Consider the following 17,592-nt stretch of genomic DNA (forward strand, 5'->3'; position numbering starts at 1 on the left):
ATCAGGCGGCTGCGCTCGACGCTCGCACTCGGACGCGATGCCCTCCCCGACGGCGCTCTCCCCGTCCCCGGCGTCAGTTCCTCCGCCGGTACGAGCCGGGGGCCAAGCCGTGCGTGCGCTTGAACGCATGGGCGAAGGCGAACTCGGATGTGTAGCCCACCTGGGCGGCGATGGATCTCGACGGTGCGTCCGATGTCCGCAGCAGGCGCGCCGCCGCGGTCATCCGCCACCAGGTCAGGTAGCCGATGGGTGGTTGACCGATGAGCAGGGCGAAGCGCCGGGCGAAAGGCCCGGGAGAGCCCGGCCTCCGCCGCGAGTGTCGCCACCGTCCACGGCGATGCCGGATCTCGGTGGATGGCGTGGAGGGCGGCGGCGACCGGGGGGTCGTTGAGCGCGGCGGCCCATCCCGTGGGGTTGGCCCGGGAGGACTGTTCGTCGAACCAGATGCGCAGGATGTAGAGCAGTAGCGCGTCCAGCAGCACGGGGACGGCGGCGTCCGTGCCCGTGCGCGGTTTCTCGAGCTCCGCGGCCAGGAGGGTGACGGCGGAATGCAGCTCCGGATGTGTGCCGGAGGGCGGCGATACCGGCGGGCGCTGCGGCGTCGAGCGGTCGCTGTCGGACCGAGCGAACAGTGGGAGCCGCTCCGCATCACCGATGTGCGGGCGACGCGCCAGACCGTGCCGTACGCGATGGACGAAGTCCCCGGTGACGAGCATCAGCCGGTGGGAGGATGCCTGGCCATGGGGACGAGAGACGCAAGCGACGAGGCCTACGTGGTGGGCCTGTGCAACCAGGTCCTGGGCGAAGCCGCGCTGACACAGCACAAGTTCGACTGGCTGCTGGGCGATCCCGGAACGAGCGGCCGGCAGGCCAGGCTGCCGGTCGACGCCTACTGGCCAGGCCACCGGCTCGTGGTCGAGTACCGCGAGCTTCAGCACGACCAGGCGATGCCTCACTTCGACAAACCGGACCGGATGACCGTCAGCGGCGTCCACCGGGGTCAACAGCGGGCCCTGTACGACTCGCGGCGGGACACAGAGATCCCCGCACACGGCCTGAGGCTGGTGGTCATCCGGCCTGCCGACCTCGACGCGGACGGTCGGGGACGGCTGCGACGCAGTGAGGAGGCCGACGTGGCCGTACTGCGACAGCTCCTGGCCCGCCACAGCGACGAAGACCGCGTCGTCGACTCCTTCCGCACCTGGCTGCTTTCCGAAGGGTGGACGCCGGTCGACCCCACGGACCGCTGGACCGACGTCGAAGCCGTACGAGGGGACGACCGGTTGATCTGCGAGGTCAAGGGCCGCACCTCGGAGAGGGGCATCGACGCAGACATCGCCTACGGGCAGCTGCTGCGCCGTATGACGAGCGAAGCACCCGGCACACGGTACGCATTGGTCGTGCCCTCGACGTCCGTCAAGGCCGCGGAGCGGGTGCCCGCGCGCGTACGCAGACTGCTGCGCATCGACCTGTACGAGGTCACCGACGACAACACGGTGCACCGGCTTTCGACGTAGACGGCCCGAGACGCCCGGACAGGTACGGCCGACGATCCCTGCCGGAAGGCACCGGTGGCCGTCACGGACGAGACCTCGCGAGGCTCTCCGGCGTTCGACGTACGACGTCCGCCTCGGCGTGATGCCGAGGGCCCGATGACAGCTGCCAGCCGACCTTCGTGACCCCGCCTCCCGTGCACGAGCTCGTCAGGCTCTGGCGCTGATGGAGATGATGCCGAGGGGCTCGGTGGTCGGCTGCTCGGAGCCGCCCGCGGGTTCCACGGTGATGCCGACGGCGACCGCGTCGCCCAGGGGACCGTCGAGGACGCGTGTGGCCCGGTCGCCGGTGTTGTCCAGAAGGCCGGCCGGGCGCAGGTCGCCGGCCTCACCGGCGTACCAGAGTTCGTACACCGTGCCGCTCGGCAGCGCCGGGAGGTCCCGGGCGGTGAATGCGGCCTTGGCCTGCGCGCGGGACACGACGACCGCCGCCTCGGCTCCGTCGGCGAGCTCACCGGTGTGCACGGTGGCGTCGGGCGCGGTGAGGACGCCCGCGAACGCTTCTCCTGCGGTACGGGCCTGCTCCTGGGCCAGGGCTGCCTGGGCGCGTGCCTCGTCGGCCTCCTCGTGCTCCCGGACGGCGAAGGCACCGAGCGCGGCCGCCGCCGCGATGCTCGCGGCGAGGGCGAGACGCAACCCGTTCCGGCGGAGGGATCCGCCGCGGGGCCGGACGGTATGACGCTGCCGGTCCTGCGGAGTGCGGGACACCTGCTCCATGACACGCACACGCAGCTCCTCGGACACCGGTGCGGTCTCGGCGGCGGCGAGCCGGGCGGCAGTCCTCTCGAACGCGACGACATCCCTGCGGCAGACCTCGCAGCCGGCGAGATGATTCTCGAAGGCGGCCTCCTCCGCTGGTGGCAGAGCGTGCAGAACGTATGCCGCGGCACTGAGGTGCGGATCCTCCGGCGTGGTCATGATCCGGCCTCCAGACAGGCGCGCAGCTGATCGAGGCCCTTGCGCATCCGGGACTTCACCGTTCCCTCGGGGGTGGACAGCGAGCGCGCCACCTCGAGACAGGTCATTCCCTGGTAGTAGGCGAGCACCAGCGGTACTCGCTGCAGGCGGGCCAGCTCCGCCAGGCAGCGATGGACACGGCGCCGCTCGTCGAGGCTCTCGACGGTCTCGGCGACCTGGTCGAAGTCCCGGTCCGCCGACAGCATCCCGGCACGCACCTCGCGGTCCTTGCTCGCCTGGACGGAACGCACGCGGTCCACGGCGCGCCGGTGGGCGAGGGTGAGCACCCATGCCTTCGCCGTTCCGAGGTCGGGCCGGAAACGGTCCGCTGTCCGCCACACCTCGATCATGACGTCCTGCGTCACCTCCTCGGCCTGGCCGGCGTCCCGCAGGATCCGGCAGGCCAGCCCCATCACCGGCTGGGCCAGTGCGTCGTAGACGCCGGCGAACGCGTCCCGGTCCCCGTTCGCCGCCCTGAGCAGGAGCGTGTCGAGGTGGGCGTTCGATTCGCGTGCGTGAGGCAATGGTCTTCCCCCATCGTGCCTCTGGTGGTCGGTCGCCCGGGCGTGCGGCGCCGGGCCGCCCTGCTCGGAGTGGCCCGACGCGTCCGACTCTGCCGCCTGCGACGGGCTCGTGCCGCGTGGCCGTGCCAGCCGAGTGAGTCCAGCTCGGGCCTGGGCCATCACGGCGGCCTCCGGCGGTCGCGTGCGGGTGTGTGGACAGTGTGGACCTGCAGTGCGACATGCACGGTCTTGCCGCCGATGCGGGGGACCACCCTGACGGAGTCCCCGAGCCGGCGCATGATCTCCAGGCCGAAGCCGCCTCGGTGGTCGCCGCCTGCGGGCTGGTGGACGTCGGGCATGTCCTCGCTGTGGTCGGTGACCGCGATGTCCAGGTACGCGCCGTCATCGGTCAGGGTCAGGAGGCAAGGGCCGCGGGTGTGGCGGACGGCATTGGTGACAAGCTCGGACACGACGAGGACGGCGTCAGCCGTTCGGGCGCAGTCGGCCGCTTCCAGCCAGCAGACCGCGAGGCGACGGGCGACGGCCGGACTCCGCAGGCCCCAGGGCAGGGCCACGACAAGGCGCGTCGCGCTGGACGTTGAGGGTGATGCGGTGAGGGTCATGACCGCTCCCTGGGGACGGGGACCTCTTGTGTGAGGGATTCGTAGCCGCCCCGAGCGCGGATGACGGATCGACGGCGAGAGCCTCCCGCACGCCGGCTCGTGCGGCCACGGTCTCGCACACGGTGCGCTCCTTCTCGGCTCGGATTCGCAGCCTTCGGCGCCTCTCGCCTCCGACGCCCTGCCCACGAATTCCGGCGCTTCTTCATCTGCCGCCGGTCCGGCTCCGAATCCCTGGTGACCCCGCACGGCGAGTCAACCGATCGAACCCGACGGCACCACTCGACGTGCTCACGGAAGTCGATCCATCGAGGGAGGTGCGTCTGATGACCGCGTCCATGCGCGCCCGTCGTCTGGTGGCAAGCGCCGCCGCGGCGGGACTGCTGGCCGGCGGCGCCGCGCTCGGCATGTCCGGCACGGCGACGGCGGCACCCGCGCCCACATCCGTCTCGACCGTCGTGGCTGGTGGTCAGGACCGCCACGACCGTCACGACCGGTGCGAGTGGAAGAAGGGGCACTGGGAGAAGAAGTGGGTGAAGGGCCACTGGGAGAAGAAGTGGACCCACCACAAGACGTGGCACCCCGGCCATCACGACAAGCACGGTGACTGGCACAAGGGCTATTGGAGCCACGACCGCCAGCACAAGTGGGTCTACGTCCCGGCCCACTGGGATCACCACTGGGTGAAGGGCCACTGGGACTGCCACCACCGGTGATCACCGGTGAACGGTTCAACCCGTACGCCTGCCGCTGAGGGCCGGGCCCCGCGCCTGGCCCTCACGGTGGCCTGTGAGCGGAACGAGGCCCACCTGTGGCCGTTGAATCCGCTCAGTCGCGCCCCGGATTGATGAATCCTTCCATCGTAAAATCCGCCAGAGGCAGAGGCCGGCATGCCGAGCCTCGTGTCAAACGCCGCTGTTACGTTGACGTGAGGATCTCGCCTAGACCTCTGGAGAGGGCACATGTACGACGAACGGCTCGCCGAGTTCTCCCGCGAGCGGCTGGACGGCCGTCCTATACCCGATGATCTGCGCGTTCTGCTCGTGGCGCAGTGGGAAGGCCGCACCGACTTCACCCGCCTACTCGACCTCGACTTCTTCGAGGCGGGAGAGGTCCACCCGCTCCTGGACACCAGCTATCTGAGCGAAAAGGAACTCGCGGATCCGGAGCTGCAGGCCATCAACGCCGCGACCGCGGAGATGGCCACGTACGTCAAGCTCGTGGCGAAGGGTGGAAAGGGGTGGATCGGCTACTGGCTGCACCCCGACGAACCCGCGGATCGTCCCTGGCATCTCACAGAGCTGGACACCGAGTTCACCTTCTGGAGTCTGGGTGGCCTCACCCTGACCGAGGGGGTCGCGGCCGAGCGGGCAAGCTACCAGGATGAGCCCGACGAGCGAATCGCGTTCACACAACTGGCCGCCGAACTCGCCGACCTTGGCCTACCGCTGAGCACCCAGGACTACGAGGCCCTTGATGACACCGCGTACAAGGTGGTCCCGGAGGAACTCATGGAGGAGCTGATCGAAGCCGAACGCGCCAGGCTCGGTCTTCGCTGAGCGGGGAGCGCACAGGCGGTCGCTGCTCGGGCGTCTCCCCGTTCGATCGCGGTCGCCGGAAGCGATCACCTGAAACACGATGACGACGCCACGCAGGCCTTGGAGCGCTCAGCCGCAGCTTCTGTCAGATCCGGTGTGGCACGCACTCCGCGACCCCTGCGGCGCAGAGCGGTCACGCACACCGCTCAGGGGTGCGCGGGCGAGGAGGCGGCGCTCTGGTCGGCCGTCACCGGATCGTGGCCCGAGGGGGGGCGGTCGACAACGCCCGGACCGCTCTGCGCCATCGGCATGAGCGGAAGTTGGAGTTGCTGGAGGTGGCGAAGCAGGAGCGTCTGGCGCTTGAGGCCGTACACAAGGCGCCGGAGCCAGTGTGCGGGTGCACGCACCATCTGGCGAAGCACGACAATCAGGGCCGGTGCCATGAACGTGTCGAGGTGCCGACGGCCTGGGACGAGAACAAGAAGCCGGTCCGCTACGAGGCAGGCCAATGCAATTGCCAGCAGTACGTGGGACCACAGCCGTTGTCACAGGTGTTCGCGGAGGAACTGACGGACCGGGCCTGAGAGGCGGCGCCGGACGTCACTCGCTTCCGCGCGGAATTCGCCGGCGCGCCGGGCCCCACTTGACGGATACGGAGTGAGAACGGCTGCGCCTGTTGCTGCTGGTCAGCAACAACCGGTGTGGCCGGTGGAGGGGCCATCGCATCGGCAGGTGATCGACGGTATCTCGCACCGGGTGCGAACCGGGGTGCACTGGCGTGGTCTTCCTGGGAGGTTCGGGCCGTGGAAGACCGCAAATGACGTCATCGGCAGTGGTCGGCGGACGAGCGTGGCAGCGGCTGCTGCAACAGGTGCAGGCCGCGGCCGACATGGCCGGTGAGTGTTCCTGGGCGGCGCGGTCGGCTCGGTCCTGGGCGGGTGGCTGGCCAACCGCTACGACCGCGTCCGTGTCTCCCGCTGGTCCTACCTGCTCTCGATCGCCGCGGTCACCGGAGTGATCTACATGCCCGGCCCGGCCATGTTCCTCTTCGTGGCCCTCACCTCCGCCGGCCTGTACGTCCCCTTCTCCCTCCAGGTCACCCTCGGCCAGGACTACCTGCCGTCCCGCATCGGCACCGCCAGCGGCGTCACCCTCGGCCTCACCGTCAGCATCGGCGGCCTCATCAGCCCCCTGTGGGGACACCTGGCCGACTCCACCTCCCTGCGGATGGCCCTGACACCGCTGATCGCCATGCCCGCCCTGAGCTGGCTGCTGTTCCGTACCCTGCCCGAACCCGCCGCCCCCGAGCCGCAGGCGGCCGCACCTGTACGGCAAGACGCGTAGGTCGAGCGGAAGGTGTCTCGACGGGCATTGGCCGAAGGGGTGGGCGTCCGCTGCCAGACCATCGGCGCCATCATGCGCGGACAGTACGACCCCGGCCTCGACCCGGCGTCGGCTTGCCGTCAAGGCCATGTCGCCCTCACCGCCGTCGGGGGTCGGCGCGTGTGAACCGCCCCGCAGTGGGGGATCCGAGGCCGCAGGGGGTGGAGCACTTGAACGAAGACAGTCGCAAGGAAAGGGAGTTACGTGAAGACGAGGCCGTACGGGAGCGGCGCGGGGCCCTGCGCGGCCAGATCAGCACCGCCGGCATCACCGCCCAGGACATCCTGTGCTGCGAGGACAGAACGGGATTCATCGGGCCCGGGCACGCGGACGGGTACACCGTGGTCCTGGCCCGGTCCGGCGGCTACCTCCGCCGCATCGCCGGCGAGGAGTTCTTCGTCGACGCGAGCGGCGGTTACGTCACCCGGCCCGGCGACGAACACCGGGTCGCCCACCCGATCGGACCCGGAGACCGGTCCACGGAGATCCGGCTCGGCGCCGAGCTGTTCACCGACCGGTTCGACGGCCCACCGCACTCCCGCCGTTTCACGGTCACCGGCACCACCGACGTGCACCACCGCGCCCTGCTGGCCGCGGCACGTCGCGGGGCCGACGACTTCGAACTGGGCGAGCGGCTGCACCGGTTGCTCGACGGCGTGGCCGCCTCCGCCGCGCCCTGGCGCACGGACACGTGCCGACGTCCCGCTGCCGCCCGCGCCCACGCCCGGCTGGTCCGCGACGTCTGCGCCGTCCTGGCCGACGGAACCCCAGGGCTCCACCTCTCCTTGGAGGAGCTGGCCCGCGCGGCAGGCGTTTCGCCGCACCATCTCAGCCGCGTCTTCCGCGCTGTCACCGGCAGGACCCTCACGCACCACCGCAACGAGCTGCGCGTCAGGGGCGTCCTGCACGCGATCGAGGAGGGCGAGGACAGCCTGCGCACCCTCGCGTACGACTACGGATTCGCCGACCAGGCACATCTGACCCGTGTGTGCCGCAGCCATACGGGGCGCGTCCCCAGCGCCTTGAGGGGGGTTCTCGCGGATCGCGCATGAATGTCCAACGCCCCAGGGCGGGGCGGGCCGCAGACTGGCGGCGGCCGGAGACCCGGCCGGTGCCGTGCTCCCCGTGGATGCTGTACGGCGCCCCTCTTCCTCGTGGGGGAACGTGACGATGACCTTTCTGACCAGAGCCGCCACGACCGTGGCGGCAGCGCTGACGGCCCTCGTGTGCGTGAGTTCCGCACCAAGCGCCGCACCAGCCTCGTACCCCTCATTCCCAACCGCCCTCTCCGCTTCCTCAGTCGCCGCACCGGGGCTCACCGATCCGCGTCCCTGCCCGGGACAGACCGACGTGACCTGCGCCGATCTCGCCGTGCCTCTCGACCGCACGGGCGCCGTGCCGGGCACCTTGAAACTCCGGACCGCGGTCTTCGGCGCCCCAGACGCGCCCAGAGGGACGCTCCTCTTCCTCACCGGTGGCCCCGGACAGCCGGGCATCCCCTTCGTCCAGCGCATCCGCGAGCGGCTCCCCGAAGCCCTGGCCCAGTACCGGCTGGTGATGATCGACCAGCGCGGTACCGGTAATGCGGCCGTCGACTGCCCGCAGCTCCAGCGAGAGGTGGGCAGCAGCGACACCGTCGCGCCCACGGCCGGCGCCGTCACCGCCTGCGCCGCAAGCCTCGGTGTGAAGCGGAACTTCTACACCACCGCTGACACGGTGGCCGATCTGGAAGACCTGCGGCGCGCCCTCGGCGTGGGCTCCTGGACGCTCGACGGAGTCTCGTACGGCACGTTCACCGCCGGCCAGTACGCCCTGACCCATCCGCATCGGGTCCGCAAACTCGTCCTCGACTCCGTCGTACCGCTCGACGGTGCGGGCGTGTTGTACGAGGACGCCCTCGGCCACTCCGCGCGGGTGCTCCGCGCCGCCTGCCGTGAGCAGGCGTGCGGATTCGACCCGGCCCACGACCTGGCGACGGTCGTACGGCGCGATGGCAACGGGGTCGGCGTGTTCAACCTGCTCGTCATCGCGAGCATCATCGACCCGAAACTCGACAACCCGCGGTTCGGCATCCTCGCCGCCATCCACGCCTCCGCATCCGGCGACCGCACCCGCCTCGACGGTCTCGTCGCCGGGTTCTCCGCACCGTCCGACGAACCGCCTTCGGAGTTCAGCTCAGGACTGCACGCCGCGACGCTCTGTGCCGACTCCCGATGGCCGTGGGGCGATGCCGCCGCCCCCGTCGAGGGACGGGAACGAGCCCTGAAGCGGGCCGTTCAACGGATCCGGCCTGCGGCGGTGTGGCCCTTCGAGCCGGAGACGGCGGGCGCGCAGGGCATCCCGCGGACCTGTCTGCACTGGCCCGCCTCGCGCCCCCACCAAGCCGCGCCTCGCCGCACCCTGACGATGCCGGTGCTGATCCTCGCCGGCGACAGGGACCTGTCGACGCCGGTGCGCTGGGCTCGCGACCTGGCCTCCGTGACCCCGCGGGCCGAACTCGTCGTTCTCGCGGGGGCCGGCCACTCCACCCAGAGCCGCAGCGACGGCGGCGCCCGGGCCGCCGAGGAGTTCCTGCTGCGCCAGGCCTATTGATCACGACCCCGCGCGGGGCACCCTCCGCCGCCGAGGCCCGGGTCCGACACCTGCGGACCCGGGCAGGGCCGGTGGGGCGGGACGGGGTTGGCGGCGACGGCTGGCGCGTGGGCCGACCGGTCATAGGATGACCGACCTGCCCGCCATCGGACTCGTCACCGACCTGGTGCGGGCCGAGGACTACGCGGCCATCGACGGCACGGCGACAGTGACATCGAAACGTCACCGCCCACCGCCCCCGAACCCGATGCCACTACTGGAAGCGGGAGACGAAACGACGTTGCCAGGGTGTCTCGACGGCGCGCGGAGCGTAGTGCTCCCGGACGTAGGCGACGGCCTCACGGTTGGGTACACCGTCGAGAACGGCGAGGCATGCCAGGGCGGTCCCGGTTCGTCCCTGTCCGCCCGCACAGGCGATCTCTACGCGTTCGGTCTCGGCGCGCGCCCACGCCTCGCGCAGCGCGTCGGCGGTTGCGCCGCGGTCGGACGGCAGCCAGAAGTCAGGCCAGCGGAGCCAGCGGCTTTCCCAGTCGACCGGGGGTGGCCGGTGGCCCAGCAGGTAGAGCGCGAAGGTGGGCTGCGGGCCCTGCGGGAGTGGTCGACGCAGCCCCCGGCCGCGGACGAGTCGGCCTGACGGCAGTCGCAGCACGCCCGCCGTCGTGGGTTCCCATGCAGCAGTCACGGTGCGAGGGTAGCCCCCCGTGGGGACCCCCCGGCCTCCACGCGCCCGTCGTGGATATGCACGGCCCGCTCACCCGGCAACGTGCTGCGCACCGGGTCTCAGGTGCAGACGAGGGGGCAGCCGCGTCGGATCGAGTGCTGGGCGGCGCGCAGGAGCATGCGGCGTAGAACGCCGTGCCCAGGTCCGCCGTCCACGGTCCTGGTCGAGCAGGGGCCAGTTCCTTTGCCTGGTGCATGAACCACATGCTCAGGTCGAGGTTGTCGCATGTCGCCGGGGTCTCGGCGGGCAGACCGATGGCTGCCGCCGGCTTCTCTGCGAGCGATAGCACCTGAGGAGCGCCGGCCACCATGGACTCGTGGTCGGCTGAATCGATGGGCAACCAGATCTCCTCGTCGAGCGACAAGGGCACGATCACGGTCCAGCCGCAGAGGATCTCCGATTCCTCTCGTGACAGGTGCGTCTGACACAAGGCGAGGAACCCGGTCATGGAGGGGGCCGGTTTCTCCTCGAAGAGGGCACGGGGACGAGGAGGCGGAACAGACCAGGGTGGGCGGTCCGCGCCCGCTGGAGGTCGCCGCGGTGTCATCGCGGGCGGCGCCTGCGGCCTGTAGCGACAGGCGAGTGACCGGCCCGCTCACCTCGCTGCGGGTTGCGGCAGGCGCACCCAGGGCCGTCCGGGCCCGCGCGCTTGCAAGGGCGACCGGGCGCGCGTCACCCTGTAGTCGAGGGCAGGTGCCGACGTGCACACCAGCGACGAGATCTACCACCGGGTGCTCTGGGATCCGCGCTTCGACCCCGAGCGGTTCGTGATGGGGATCGCCGAGCGCGGGGCCCCGCCGAAGCGGGTCCTGCTCGGCGACTTCGTGCCGGGCGGGGAGATCCCCTGGCACCGGGTGGTGTTCTTCGAGGCGGACGGCCGGGTCGTCTGGGACCGCGCCTCCGGCGTCGACCGGCTCGACGAGACCCTCGTGGGGCAGGTTGGTCCCGTGCCGGACCCGGCACCCGGCGACGTCCTCGCCGTCCCGTCGACGAACCGCACCGCCGTCGCCTGGCTGCCGCCGGCGGAGTTGTGGCCGCCGATCCAGCACGTTCGCCGCGCACACGACCGGCAGATCCGCCGCTGGCCGCCGCACGTCAACGTGCTCTTCGGTTTCGTCCCCGAGGCCGAGTTCGCCCGGGCCCTGCCGCTGGTCGCCGCGGCGCTCGCCGAGACGCCGCCGTTCACCGCCCGCCTGGCGGGCGTCCACTGGTTCGGGCACCGGGAGGACGCCACCGTCTGGCTCGATCCGGCCGCCGCCGACCACGAGCCCTGGGCGCGACTGTGGGAGTCCCTGGAGCTCCGCTTCCCGCTCTGCGGATCGCACTCGCACGGCTTCACCCCGCACCTGTCCCTCGGCCGTACCCCGGACCCGCACGCCCTCGCCCGCAAGGCGGAGGCGCTCCTCGGCACCATGACGGCCCGGGTCGGCGAGCTGGTCCTCCTCTCCCGGCGCGGCGAGGAGCCGATGCGGGTCCGGGCCCGCGTCCTGCTCGGCAGCGGCGACGTACGTCACCCGGAGAATCCGGCCCTCCCGGGCAATCCTCCGCCGTCACCGCCCGTCTAGCCAGAGGCGGTCACGGGTTTCGGCCGGCCCCGCGGAGTCCGAGGCCATCTGCAGTGGGGGTTCGTCGGCCCCGGTGACGTCACCGGGATGGCCGCCCGGACCTGATCAAGCACGCGGCGTGCCGGGCATGTACGTCCACGGCTCCACGGGCTCCCCCACGGCCCGCTTCGGGCGCATGTCGATGTTGCCGTACGTGGAGCAGGGACGAAGTCGACGAGTTCTTCCGATCGGACGTACAACCTTTCGGTTCCCCCGGAAGTCCTGTGGCTACGGCGAGAATTCGCCATGCCCGCACTCTGAAGAGGAACACCCTTTTGACCCCGATACGCACCCCCCGCGTCCGGCGCGGCGCGGCTGTCGCCGTCGTTCTCGCCGTCACCGGGGGCGGCCTGGCGACCGCCGGCCCCGCAACGGCCGCCGTTCCTTCGGCAGTCGCAGCCTCCGCCTCGGTGGTGGTGCCCTACCCGAAGGAAGGCGCGGTCGTCGTCGGCGCCGGCACGACCGGATTCCTGACCTGGTCCCGGACCGACGAGCGCCTGCACGTCGTCTGGACGCGCTACGACGGCACCACGGCGGAGCCGTGGTCCCTCGACGACTCCTGGATCACCGCCTCGCGCGCCTCCGACGTGATCGTTCGGGTGGGGAACGACGGCTTCATCACCCTCCGGGACATGGCGACCGGCCAGGACGTCCTGTCTGTCCGCGCCAGGGACACCAGTTTCGTCGGTGCCGTCGGCCGGACTCTGTTCGTCAAGGCGTCCGACAGCCAGGGCGGAGACGCCGTGCACCTGCTTGCCCAGGGCGACGACGGCAAGGTCGGCGACCGCGTCGTGACCGGCCTGCCGGCCACCGCGACGGACCCGAAGGTCAGGGCCGCGACACCGGACACCGCACTGCTCACGTACACGACCCCCACGGGCGCGCAGTGGGCCACCGTCGACCTCGCCACCGCCGAGGTCACCGACACGGGTGCGATGACGGGCGACCCCGCACAGGCCCGGGTCGCGCTCTCGGGCACGCACGTCGCCTGGATGGGACCCGCCGGCGGAGGCTTCCGGACCGCCGTGGTCGCCGAGCGGAAGCCCGGCACCGCCACCCAGCGGATCACCCTGCCGGGTGCGGTCGACTCGCTCGGTCTGGTCGGCGGCTGGCTGACGTACGGGCAGACCGGCGGGTACGAGGAGCGGAACCCCTCCTCGGCGTACGCCGTGACCGCGCGCTCGCTCGCCAACGGCACGACCCGCAAGCTCATGGACGACTCGGACTCCTCGGCCGTCGGTCCCGACGGATCCCTCCTCGTCCAGGGCGGCACCGTCCAGGGCGGCGAGGGCCTGTACCGCATCGCCCCTGGGGCGAACGGCGAACCGGCCGCCACCCAGGTCGCCTCCTCCGGCCTGTCCACCAAGGTCACTCTGCTCGGCCACGCCATTCCGGCGGTCGTCGACCTCGACAGGACCGGCGGCCGCCTCAGCATGGTCTGGCAGCTCAGCCGGTCCGAGGTCGAGATGACCGTCAGGATCCGCAACACCCGGACGGGCGAGACCCTGACGGACGGGGTCTATCCGCTGAACGGCGACTACGACCCGCACCGGGCGGCGTACACCTGGAACGGCCAGCTCACCTGGAACAACACCCGCGACATGTGGACCGGGGCGCCCAGCGGGCCGTACACCTGGGAGATCACGGCCAAGCCGCTGAACGGCATCGGACCGGAGCTGAAGTCCTCCGGTGCGTTCACGGTGACGAGGAAGCCCGGCGCGCACGACTACGACGCCGACGGCTCACCCGACGTGCTGGTCCGGGACACCACGGGCCGCCTGTGGATCGACGACACGTTCCCCAACCCGTACGAGGGCTACATCGAGCAGAACCCGGGGCTCCTCGTGGGCGCCGGCTGGGGTGCCTACGACCGGATCGAGGCCGTCGGGAACATCGCGGGCTCGGCCGTGAGCGACGTGGTGGCCCGGGACAAAACCGGTGTGCTCTGGCTCTACCAGGGCACCGGAAACGCCAAGGCCCCGCTGGGCACCCGGGTCCGCATCGGCTCCGGCTGGGGCGCGTACACCCGGCTCACCGGCGGCAGCGACCTGACCGGTGACGGACGGGCCGACCTGGTCGCCACGGACAAGACCGGCGGCCTGTACCTGTACAAGGGCACGGGCTCGGCCACGGCCCCCTTCGGCGCCCGGAAGAAGATCGGCACCGGCTGGGGCGCCTACAACCAGCTCACCGCCACCGGCAACCTCGCCGGAGCTCCGGCCGGGGACCTCGTCGCCCGCGACACGGCCGGCGTCCTCTGGCTGTACCTCGGCAAGGGAGACGGCACCTTCGCGCCTCGCGTGAGGGTCGGGGCGGGATGGGGGACGTACGACCGTCTCCTCGGTGTCGGCGACGCGAACCGTGACGGCCGCCCCGACCTGTACGCCTCCGTCAAGGGTGGCGGCGGCGACGCGTACGTGTACAAGGGCACGGGCTCCTGGAAGCAGCCCTTCGGCACGCGGGGCGGGGTCTCCTGGTACAGCGCCGACCCGGACATCCGGTACGACCTCCTCTCCTGACCCGCAGGTCCCCTGAGCCGCCCGAACGGCCCTACCGGCGCTCGGGCCTCCTTGGAGTCAGGTGCGGGCGCGGTGGATGCTCCATCGCGCCCGCACCTCCGAGGCGGAGCACGCCTCCTGACAGTCTCTTCGGAGGGCGACACACCCGGCGGCGAACGCCGGTACGGAGACGTCGCCGTCCGGGTCCAGGGCACACCCGCGTCCGGGTCAAGGCCACCACCCACACGCACAAGAGGGCGTGATCCGGCCAACTTGACGCGGTGTGGGGAGGACGGGCCGATTCCCCACCGCGCCGGGATGGACTCACCGGCGCGGACTGGTCATGCTGACACCTTCGGAAATCCTCGCGGAAGGCATCACGGACGGTCATTGCGGCCGGCCTGTCACTGTTCTTGACGATCCATCGGGAGCGAGAGCAATGAACTCTGCACACCAGCACCGCGACCCCGCACACGAGAACGCCTCCGCCGCCGCGGCGGACGCGCGCGACCCCGAACTGCTCCTCGTCGACGCCGGATCGGTGCGTGACGTCACCCTCGGGAACTGGTCGCACGGCCACCCCGACGACACGCAGCACTGGACGCCGACCGACGACTGATGCGCTGGGCGGCCGGGTTCCGGGCAGGACCGGACACGAGCAGGACGCCGGTCCCGGCGCCTGTCGCCGGAGAGGGGATCCCCGGCTTCGCCACGGCGTGGACCGTCGGACCCGTCCTGGTGCGCACGGTCGAGGGCGACGGCCCCGGACCTTCCCGGATCGCCGCCGTCGGCGATTGCCCGCCCACGCATGCCGAACTCGCCGCCACGCTCCACGCGATACGGGCCGGACAGCTGGACCGGATGCCGGAACGGCCGGGTTCGTGCCTGCTGGTGGCCGAGACCCGCGACCGTACGGTGGTCGTCGGCGACCGCGCCGGTGTCTGGCCCGTGTTCTACCGTGCGGATCTCGACGGCGGGGTCTGGTGGTCGAACGCGGCGACACCGCTGGCCGCGCTCTCCGGCGTGCCGATCCCCGACCTCCGCGCGCTCGCGGCCCGCACCGCACTGCCCGACGTGGTGCTCGACCCGCACGCCGGCCTGTTCCCGCGGGTCGCCCGTCTACCACCCGGCACGGCTCTGCTCTGCGAACGTGGCGCGGCCCGTCTCGTCCGAACCGGCACCACCACCCGGGCACACGCGGAGCACCTCACCCTCCCCGAAGGGGCCCGGCTCCTGCACGCCCGGCTGACCGAGGCGGTCGACCGCCGCGCAGGGTCGACCCCGCTGTGCTCAGCCGACCTGTCCGGAGGGCTGGACTCCACGACCCTCGCCCACCTCTCCGCGAGGGCGGGGGAGACCCATGCCGTCACGTACACCGACGCATGGCTGCGCAACGACGATCTCCCGTACGCGACGGCCGCCGCCGCCGAGATGCCGGGGGTGGTCCATCACGTGATGACCGGCGACCGCTCCACCCTCCACTACATCGGACTCGGTCCGGAGCACCTCGCGGTCCCCGTCTCCGACGCCCCGAGCCCCACCGTCGTGCTGTGGGCGATGAAGGCGAAGGTCCTGGGAGCGATGGCGGCGCACGGTTCACGCGGACACTTCGTGGGCACCGGCGGCGACACCGTCCTTACGGCCTCCGGTGTCCTGACCGACGCCCTGCGCGCCGGACAACGCCGCCGGGCCGCCGCGACGGCCAGGGCGGCGGCCCGGGTCACCCACACCTCCGTGTGGGGCCTGTGGCGCGCCGCCCGGTCCAAGGCCGCGCTCACGCTGACCGTGGAGGCGGGGCACCTCGCGGACCGGCTGCGCGGGCCCGCGGCCCCGGCCGATACGGCCCACCGCGGGACCGGGAGCGCCGGCGCCGCCTGGCTGCCGGTCCAGACGGTCGCCGACTGGATGCCCCGCCCGGCCCGCGACCTCCTGGCGGACCACGTGACCGACGCCTGCCGATCCCGCGAACAGCCGGACCGCCTCGCCCGCTGGCGCGACGCGCACGGCCTGGCCAGGGTCGGCGACGACGTCGCCCAATACGCACACCTGGCCGCGAGCCTCGGCATGCCCCTCTGGGCCCCGTACCTGGACGACGAGGTGGTGGCCGTCTGTTTCGGCGTACCGCCGGAGGAGCGGCACCTGCCCGGCGTGTACAAGCCGCTGCTGACCCGCGCCATGCGCGGCATCGTCGCCGACCAGGTCCTGGACCGGCGCACCAAGGGAACCTTCGGCGGGCCCGTCTACGCGGGCCTGGCCGAACACTGCGCCGCACTCACCGAGTTGCTCGGAGCCGGCTCCCGCCTCGCCCGCCTCGGGCTCGTCGACCCCGTCCCCGTGGCCGCCGTACTGCGCCGGGCGGCGCCGGGGCTGCCGCTGCCGCTCGGCGCGGTGCACCACCTCGTCGCGGTCGAGGTGTGGCTGCGGCAGCTGGAAACCCAGAACCGCTCGACATGGTGGAAGGAGAACCGATCCCGTGCCCTGGGTCCTGCCCCGTACCGTGCACGTCGTCCATGACGACACCGCGGGCGCCGCTCTGCTCGACGAGCGCTCCGGACGCTGGTACCACCTGTCCCGGCCAGGAGCCTCACTCCTCAAGGCGATCCTCGCCGGCGCCGACCCGGAGGCCGCCGCGGCCGAAGCGGCGGCCGTATCGGGCGATGACGCCTCGCGCTCGGACCGCGCCTTCCTGGCCCTGTTCCACGACCTGCGCGTCGCAGGACTCCTGATCAGACAACCCGCCGTGCCGGCGCGCCGCCGGTGGCCGTTCACCGGACTCCTCACGGGGAGGACCGGACGATGAGCCTCCCCGTCGCTCCTGCCGTCGGCCCGCAGCCCTCCCTGCCCCAGCTGCTCTGCGGATCCTTCGGCTTCCTCACCGCCGTCCTCCTGCTGAGACTCCCGCTGCACCGCACCACCGCCCTCGTGCGCCTGCTGCACCGTCTGCCACTGAGGGAACCGGCGCAGCCCCGGGCCGCCCGCATGGTCCAGGCGGCGCGCGCGGCCGGTGTCTGGTGGCCGGGGCGCGCGGCCTGCCTCGAGACCTCGCTCGCCGCGAGCCTGGCGGCCGCCGCCCAGGGCTACCGCCTCTCCTGGTGCCTCGGCGTGCGATTCCTTCCGCCGCCGCGCGTCCACCACGCCTGGGTCGAGACCGCGTCCGGCCCGACAGGCGAACCCGAGACCGCTCTCCCGCACGGCTGGCCCTACGCGACGGCCCTGCGCGTCTGATGCGTGCCGGACGCCCGGCGGCTCACGCCTCGTCCAGGTCCGTGGGCGCCGGGTCGGCAACGTGCTGGACACTGCCTGCCGCCGCCGTCCAGATCTCCACCCTCACAACGGCGATCGCGACCCGCTACGCGGGGCGAAGAACGGGATCGATGGTCACCAGGCTCTTGGACAGCCGACGGGCCCCCGGGCAACACGATCGTCGGTGTCGCCGGACAACTCCTCGCAAAGCCGTAGTGCCTCGTCCAGGTCGTCCGAGGAGATGCTGAAGACATCGACGGTGGCGGTGCGAATCCAGTCGGCGTGGTTGTCGTTGGCGACTGCCGGTGCGGCGCGACGATCGCGAGTCCGGCCCTGCCCTTGCGCCGGAGCAGACCTTCCGCGGTCCGCCGGGTGACGAA

Annotated in this window: 15 protein-coding genes and 4 pseudogenes; 14 read left to right on the plus strand and 5 right to left on the minus strand. The window is 71.9% G+C overall.

Annotation, left to right across the window (positions count from 1 at the left end; translation table 11 throughout):
- Window positions 1-73: 73 nt before the first annotated feature.
- Window positions 74-569: pseudogene (locus IF00_RS41130) on the minus strand (helix-turn-helix transcriptional regulator); the annotation flags it as partial.
- A 171-nt stretch (window positions 570-740) separates the two neighbouring features.
- Between IF00_RS41130 and IF00_RS0112255 the strand changes: the two are divergent.
- A complete protein-coding gene (locus IF00_RS0112255) occupies window positions 741-1,517 on the plus strand; it encodes a hypothetical protein (RefSeq protein WP_030317318.1) in 777 nt (258 codons plus the stop codon).
- 186 nt (window positions 1,518-1,703) lie between these two features.
- On the opposite strand, the gene IF00_RS0112260 is transcribed toward IF00_RS0112255, so the two are convergent.
- From IF00_RS0112260 to IF00_RS41135, 3 genes are all read right to left on the minus strand, one after another.
- Window positions 1,704-2,471, minus strand: coding sequence for an anti-sigma factor (locus tag IF00_RS0112260; RefSeq protein WP_030317319.1), 768 nt, complete (start codon window positions 2,469-2,471; stop codon window positions 1,704-1,706).
- Window positions 2,468-3,034: an ECF RNA polymerase sigma factor SigK gene (sigK, locus tag IF00_RS0112265; RefSeq protein WP_030317321.1), complete on the minus strand. Its 567-nt coding sequence runs from the start codon at window positions 3,032-3,034 to the stop codon at window positions 2,468-2,470. Before sigK ends, IF00_RS0112260 begins: the two co-directional genes overlap by 4 nt.
- Window positions 3,035-3,192: 158 nt before the next feature.
- On the minus strand, window positions 3,193-3,636 hold the full coding sequence (locus IF00_RS41135) for an ATP-binding protein (protein ID WP_078944644.1): 444 nt from the start codon (window positions 3,634-3,636) through the stop codon (window positions 3,193-3,195).
- A gap of 323 nt (window positions 3,637-3,959) precedes the next feature.
- Here IF00_RS41135 and IF00_RS0112275 point away from each other — a divergent pair, with 323 nt between their 5' ends.
- From IF00_RS0112275 to IF00_RS0112300, 7 genes and pseudogenes are all read left to right on the plus strand, one after another.
- Window positions 3,960-4,349 carry a hypothetical protein gene (locus IF00_RS0112275; protein WP_030317324.1) on the plus strand — a complete coding sequence of 130 codons (390 nt, stop codon included), beginning with the start codon at window positions 3,960-3,962 and terminating at the stop codon, window positions 4,347-4,349.
- Window positions 4,350-4,595: 246 nt separating this feature from the next.
- Window positions 4,596-5,192 carry a hypothetical protein gene (locus tag IF00_RS0112280; RefSeq protein WP_030317326.1) on the plus strand — a complete coding sequence of 199 codons (597 nt, stop codon included), beginning with the start codon at window positions 4,596-4,598 and terminating at the stop codon, window positions 5,190-5,192.
- A 215-nt stretch (window positions 5,193-5,407) separates the two neighbouring features.
- Window positions 5,408-5,755 (plus strand): hypothetical protein, encoded by a 348-nt coding sequence (locus IF00_RS43595; protein ID WP_078944650.1) that lies wholly within the window; start codon window positions 5,408-5,410, stop codon window positions 5,753-5,755.
- 139 nt (window positions 5,756-5,894) lie between these two features.
- Window positions 5,895-6,076 (plus strand): annotated as a pseudogene (locus tag IF00_RS43600) (transposase); the annotation flags it as partial.
- Window positions 6,072-6,515: pseudogene (locus tag IF00_RS0112290) on the plus strand (MFS transporter); the annotation flags it as partial. The pseudogenes IF00_RS43600 and IF00_RS0112290, both read left to right, overlap by 5 nt.
- A 209-nt stretch (window positions 6,516-6,724) precedes the next feature.
- On the plus strand, window positions 6,725-7,606 hold the full coding sequence (locus IF00_RS0112295) for a helix-turn-helix domain-containing protein (RefSeq protein WP_051820137.1): 882 nt from the start codon (window positions 6,725-6,727) through the stop codon (window positions 7,604-7,606).
- A gap of 298 nt (window positions 7,607-7,904) precedes the next feature.
- Window positions 7,905-9,146 carry an alpha/beta fold hydrolase gene (locus IF00_RS0112300; protein WP_051820141.1) on the plus strand — a complete coding sequence of 414 codons (1,242 nt, stop codon included), beginning with the start codon at window positions 7,905-7,907 and terminating at the stop codon, window positions 9,144-9,146.
- Between the two features lie 253 nt (window positions 9,147-9,399).
- Here IF00_RS0112300 and IF00_RS0112305 read toward each other — a convergent pair whose 3' ends face one another.
- Entirely contained in the window at window positions 9,400-9,828 is a 429-nt protein-coding gene (locus IF00_RS0112305) for a protein-tyrosine phosphatase family protein (protein ID WP_030317343.1), read from the minus strand.
- Between the two features lie 740 nt (window positions 9,829-10,568).
- On the opposite strand from IF00_RS0112305, the pseudogene IF00_RS0112315 reads away from it, so the two are divergent.
- The 6 genes and pseudogenes from IF00_RS0112315 to IF00_RS0112340 all read left to right on the plus strand — a co-directional run.
- Window positions 10,569-11,378 (plus strand): annotated as a pseudogene (locus IF00_RS0112315) (RNA repair domain-containing protein); the annotation flags it as partial.
- Window positions 11,379-11,746: 368 nt separating this feature from the next.
- Window positions 11,747-13,990 (plus strand): FG-GAP repeat domain-containing protein, encoded by a 2,244-nt coding sequence (locus tag IF00_RS0112320; protein ID WP_037638022.1) that lies wholly within the window; start codon window positions 11,747-11,749, stop codon window positions 13,988-13,990.
- Between the two features lie 418 nt (window positions 13,991-14,408).
- On the plus strand, window positions 14,409-14,588 hold the full coding sequence (locus tag IF00_RS0112325) for a lasso RiPP family leader peptide-containing protein (protein WP_030317348.1): 180 nt from the start codon (window positions 14,409-14,411) through the stop codon (window positions 14,586-14,588).
- A complete protein-coding gene (locus IF00_RS0112330; RefSeq protein ID WP_030317349.1) occupies window positions 14,588-16,483 on the plus strand; it encodes an asparagine synthase-related protein in 1,896 nt (631 codons plus the stop codon). Before IF00_RS0112325 ends, IF00_RS0112330 begins: the two co-directional genes overlap by 1 nt.
- Window positions 16,443-16,769 (plus strand): hypothetical protein, encoded by a 327-nt coding sequence (locus IF00_RS46410; protein WP_051820143.1) that lies wholly within the window; start codon window positions 16,443-16,445, stop codon window positions 16,767-16,769. The genes IF00_RS0112330 and IF00_RS46410 overlap by 41 nt, the downstream gene beginning before the upstream one ends.
- Window positions 16,766-17,194 (plus strand): lasso peptide biosynthesis B2 protein, encoded by a 429-nt coding sequence (locus tag IF00_RS0112340; protein ID WP_051820145.1) that lies wholly within the window; start codon window positions 16,766-16,768, stop codon window positions 17,192-17,194. Before IF00_RS46410 ends, IF00_RS0112340 begins: the two co-directional genes overlap by 4 nt.
- Window positions 17,195-17,592: the final 398 nt, after the last annotated feature.

It is taken from the genome of Streptomyces flavochromogenes (genome assembly GCF_000717595.1).
GTDB lineage: Bacteria > Actinomycetota > Actinomycetes > Streptomycetales > Streptomycetaceae > Streptomyces > Streptomyces flavochromogenes.

What these genes read in the sequence shown, in the direction of transcription:
- IF00_RS0112255 (WP_030317318.1), top strand. Translation starts at nt 741, where the DNA reads ATGGGGACGAGAGACGCAAGCGACGAGGCCTACGTGGTGGGCCTGTGC.
- IF00_RS0112260 (WP_030317319.1), bottom strand. Translation starts at nt 2,471, where the DNA reads ATGACCACGCCGGAGGATCCGCACCTCAGTGCCGCGGCATACGTTCTG.
- IF00_RS41135 (WP_078944644.1), bottom strand. Translation starts at nt 3,636, where the DNA reads ATGACCCTCACCGCATCACCCTCAACGTCCAGCGCGACGCGCCTTGTC.
- IF00_RS0112275 (WP_030317324.1), top strand. Translation starts at nt 3,960, where the DNA reads ATGACCGCGTCCATGCGCGCCCGTCGTCTGGTGGCAAGCGCCGCCGCG.
- IF00_RS0112280 (WP_030317326.1), top strand. Translation starts at nt 4,596, where the DNA reads ATGTACGACGAACGGCTCGCCGAGTTCTCCCGCGAGCGGCTGGACGGC.
- IF00_RS0112325 (WP_030317348.1), top strand. Translation starts at nt 14,409, where the DNA reads ATGAACTCTGCACACCAGCACCGCGACCCCGCACACGAGAACGCCTCC.
- IF00_RS0112330 (WP_030317349.1), top strand. Translation starts at nt 14,588, where the DNA reads ATGCGCTGGGCGGCCGGGTTCCGGGCAGGACCGGACACGAGCAGGACG.
- IF00_RS0112340 (WP_051820145.1), top strand. Translation starts at nt 16,766, where the DNA reads ATGAGCCTCCCCGTCGCTCCTGCCGTCGGCCCGCAGCCCTCCCTGCCC.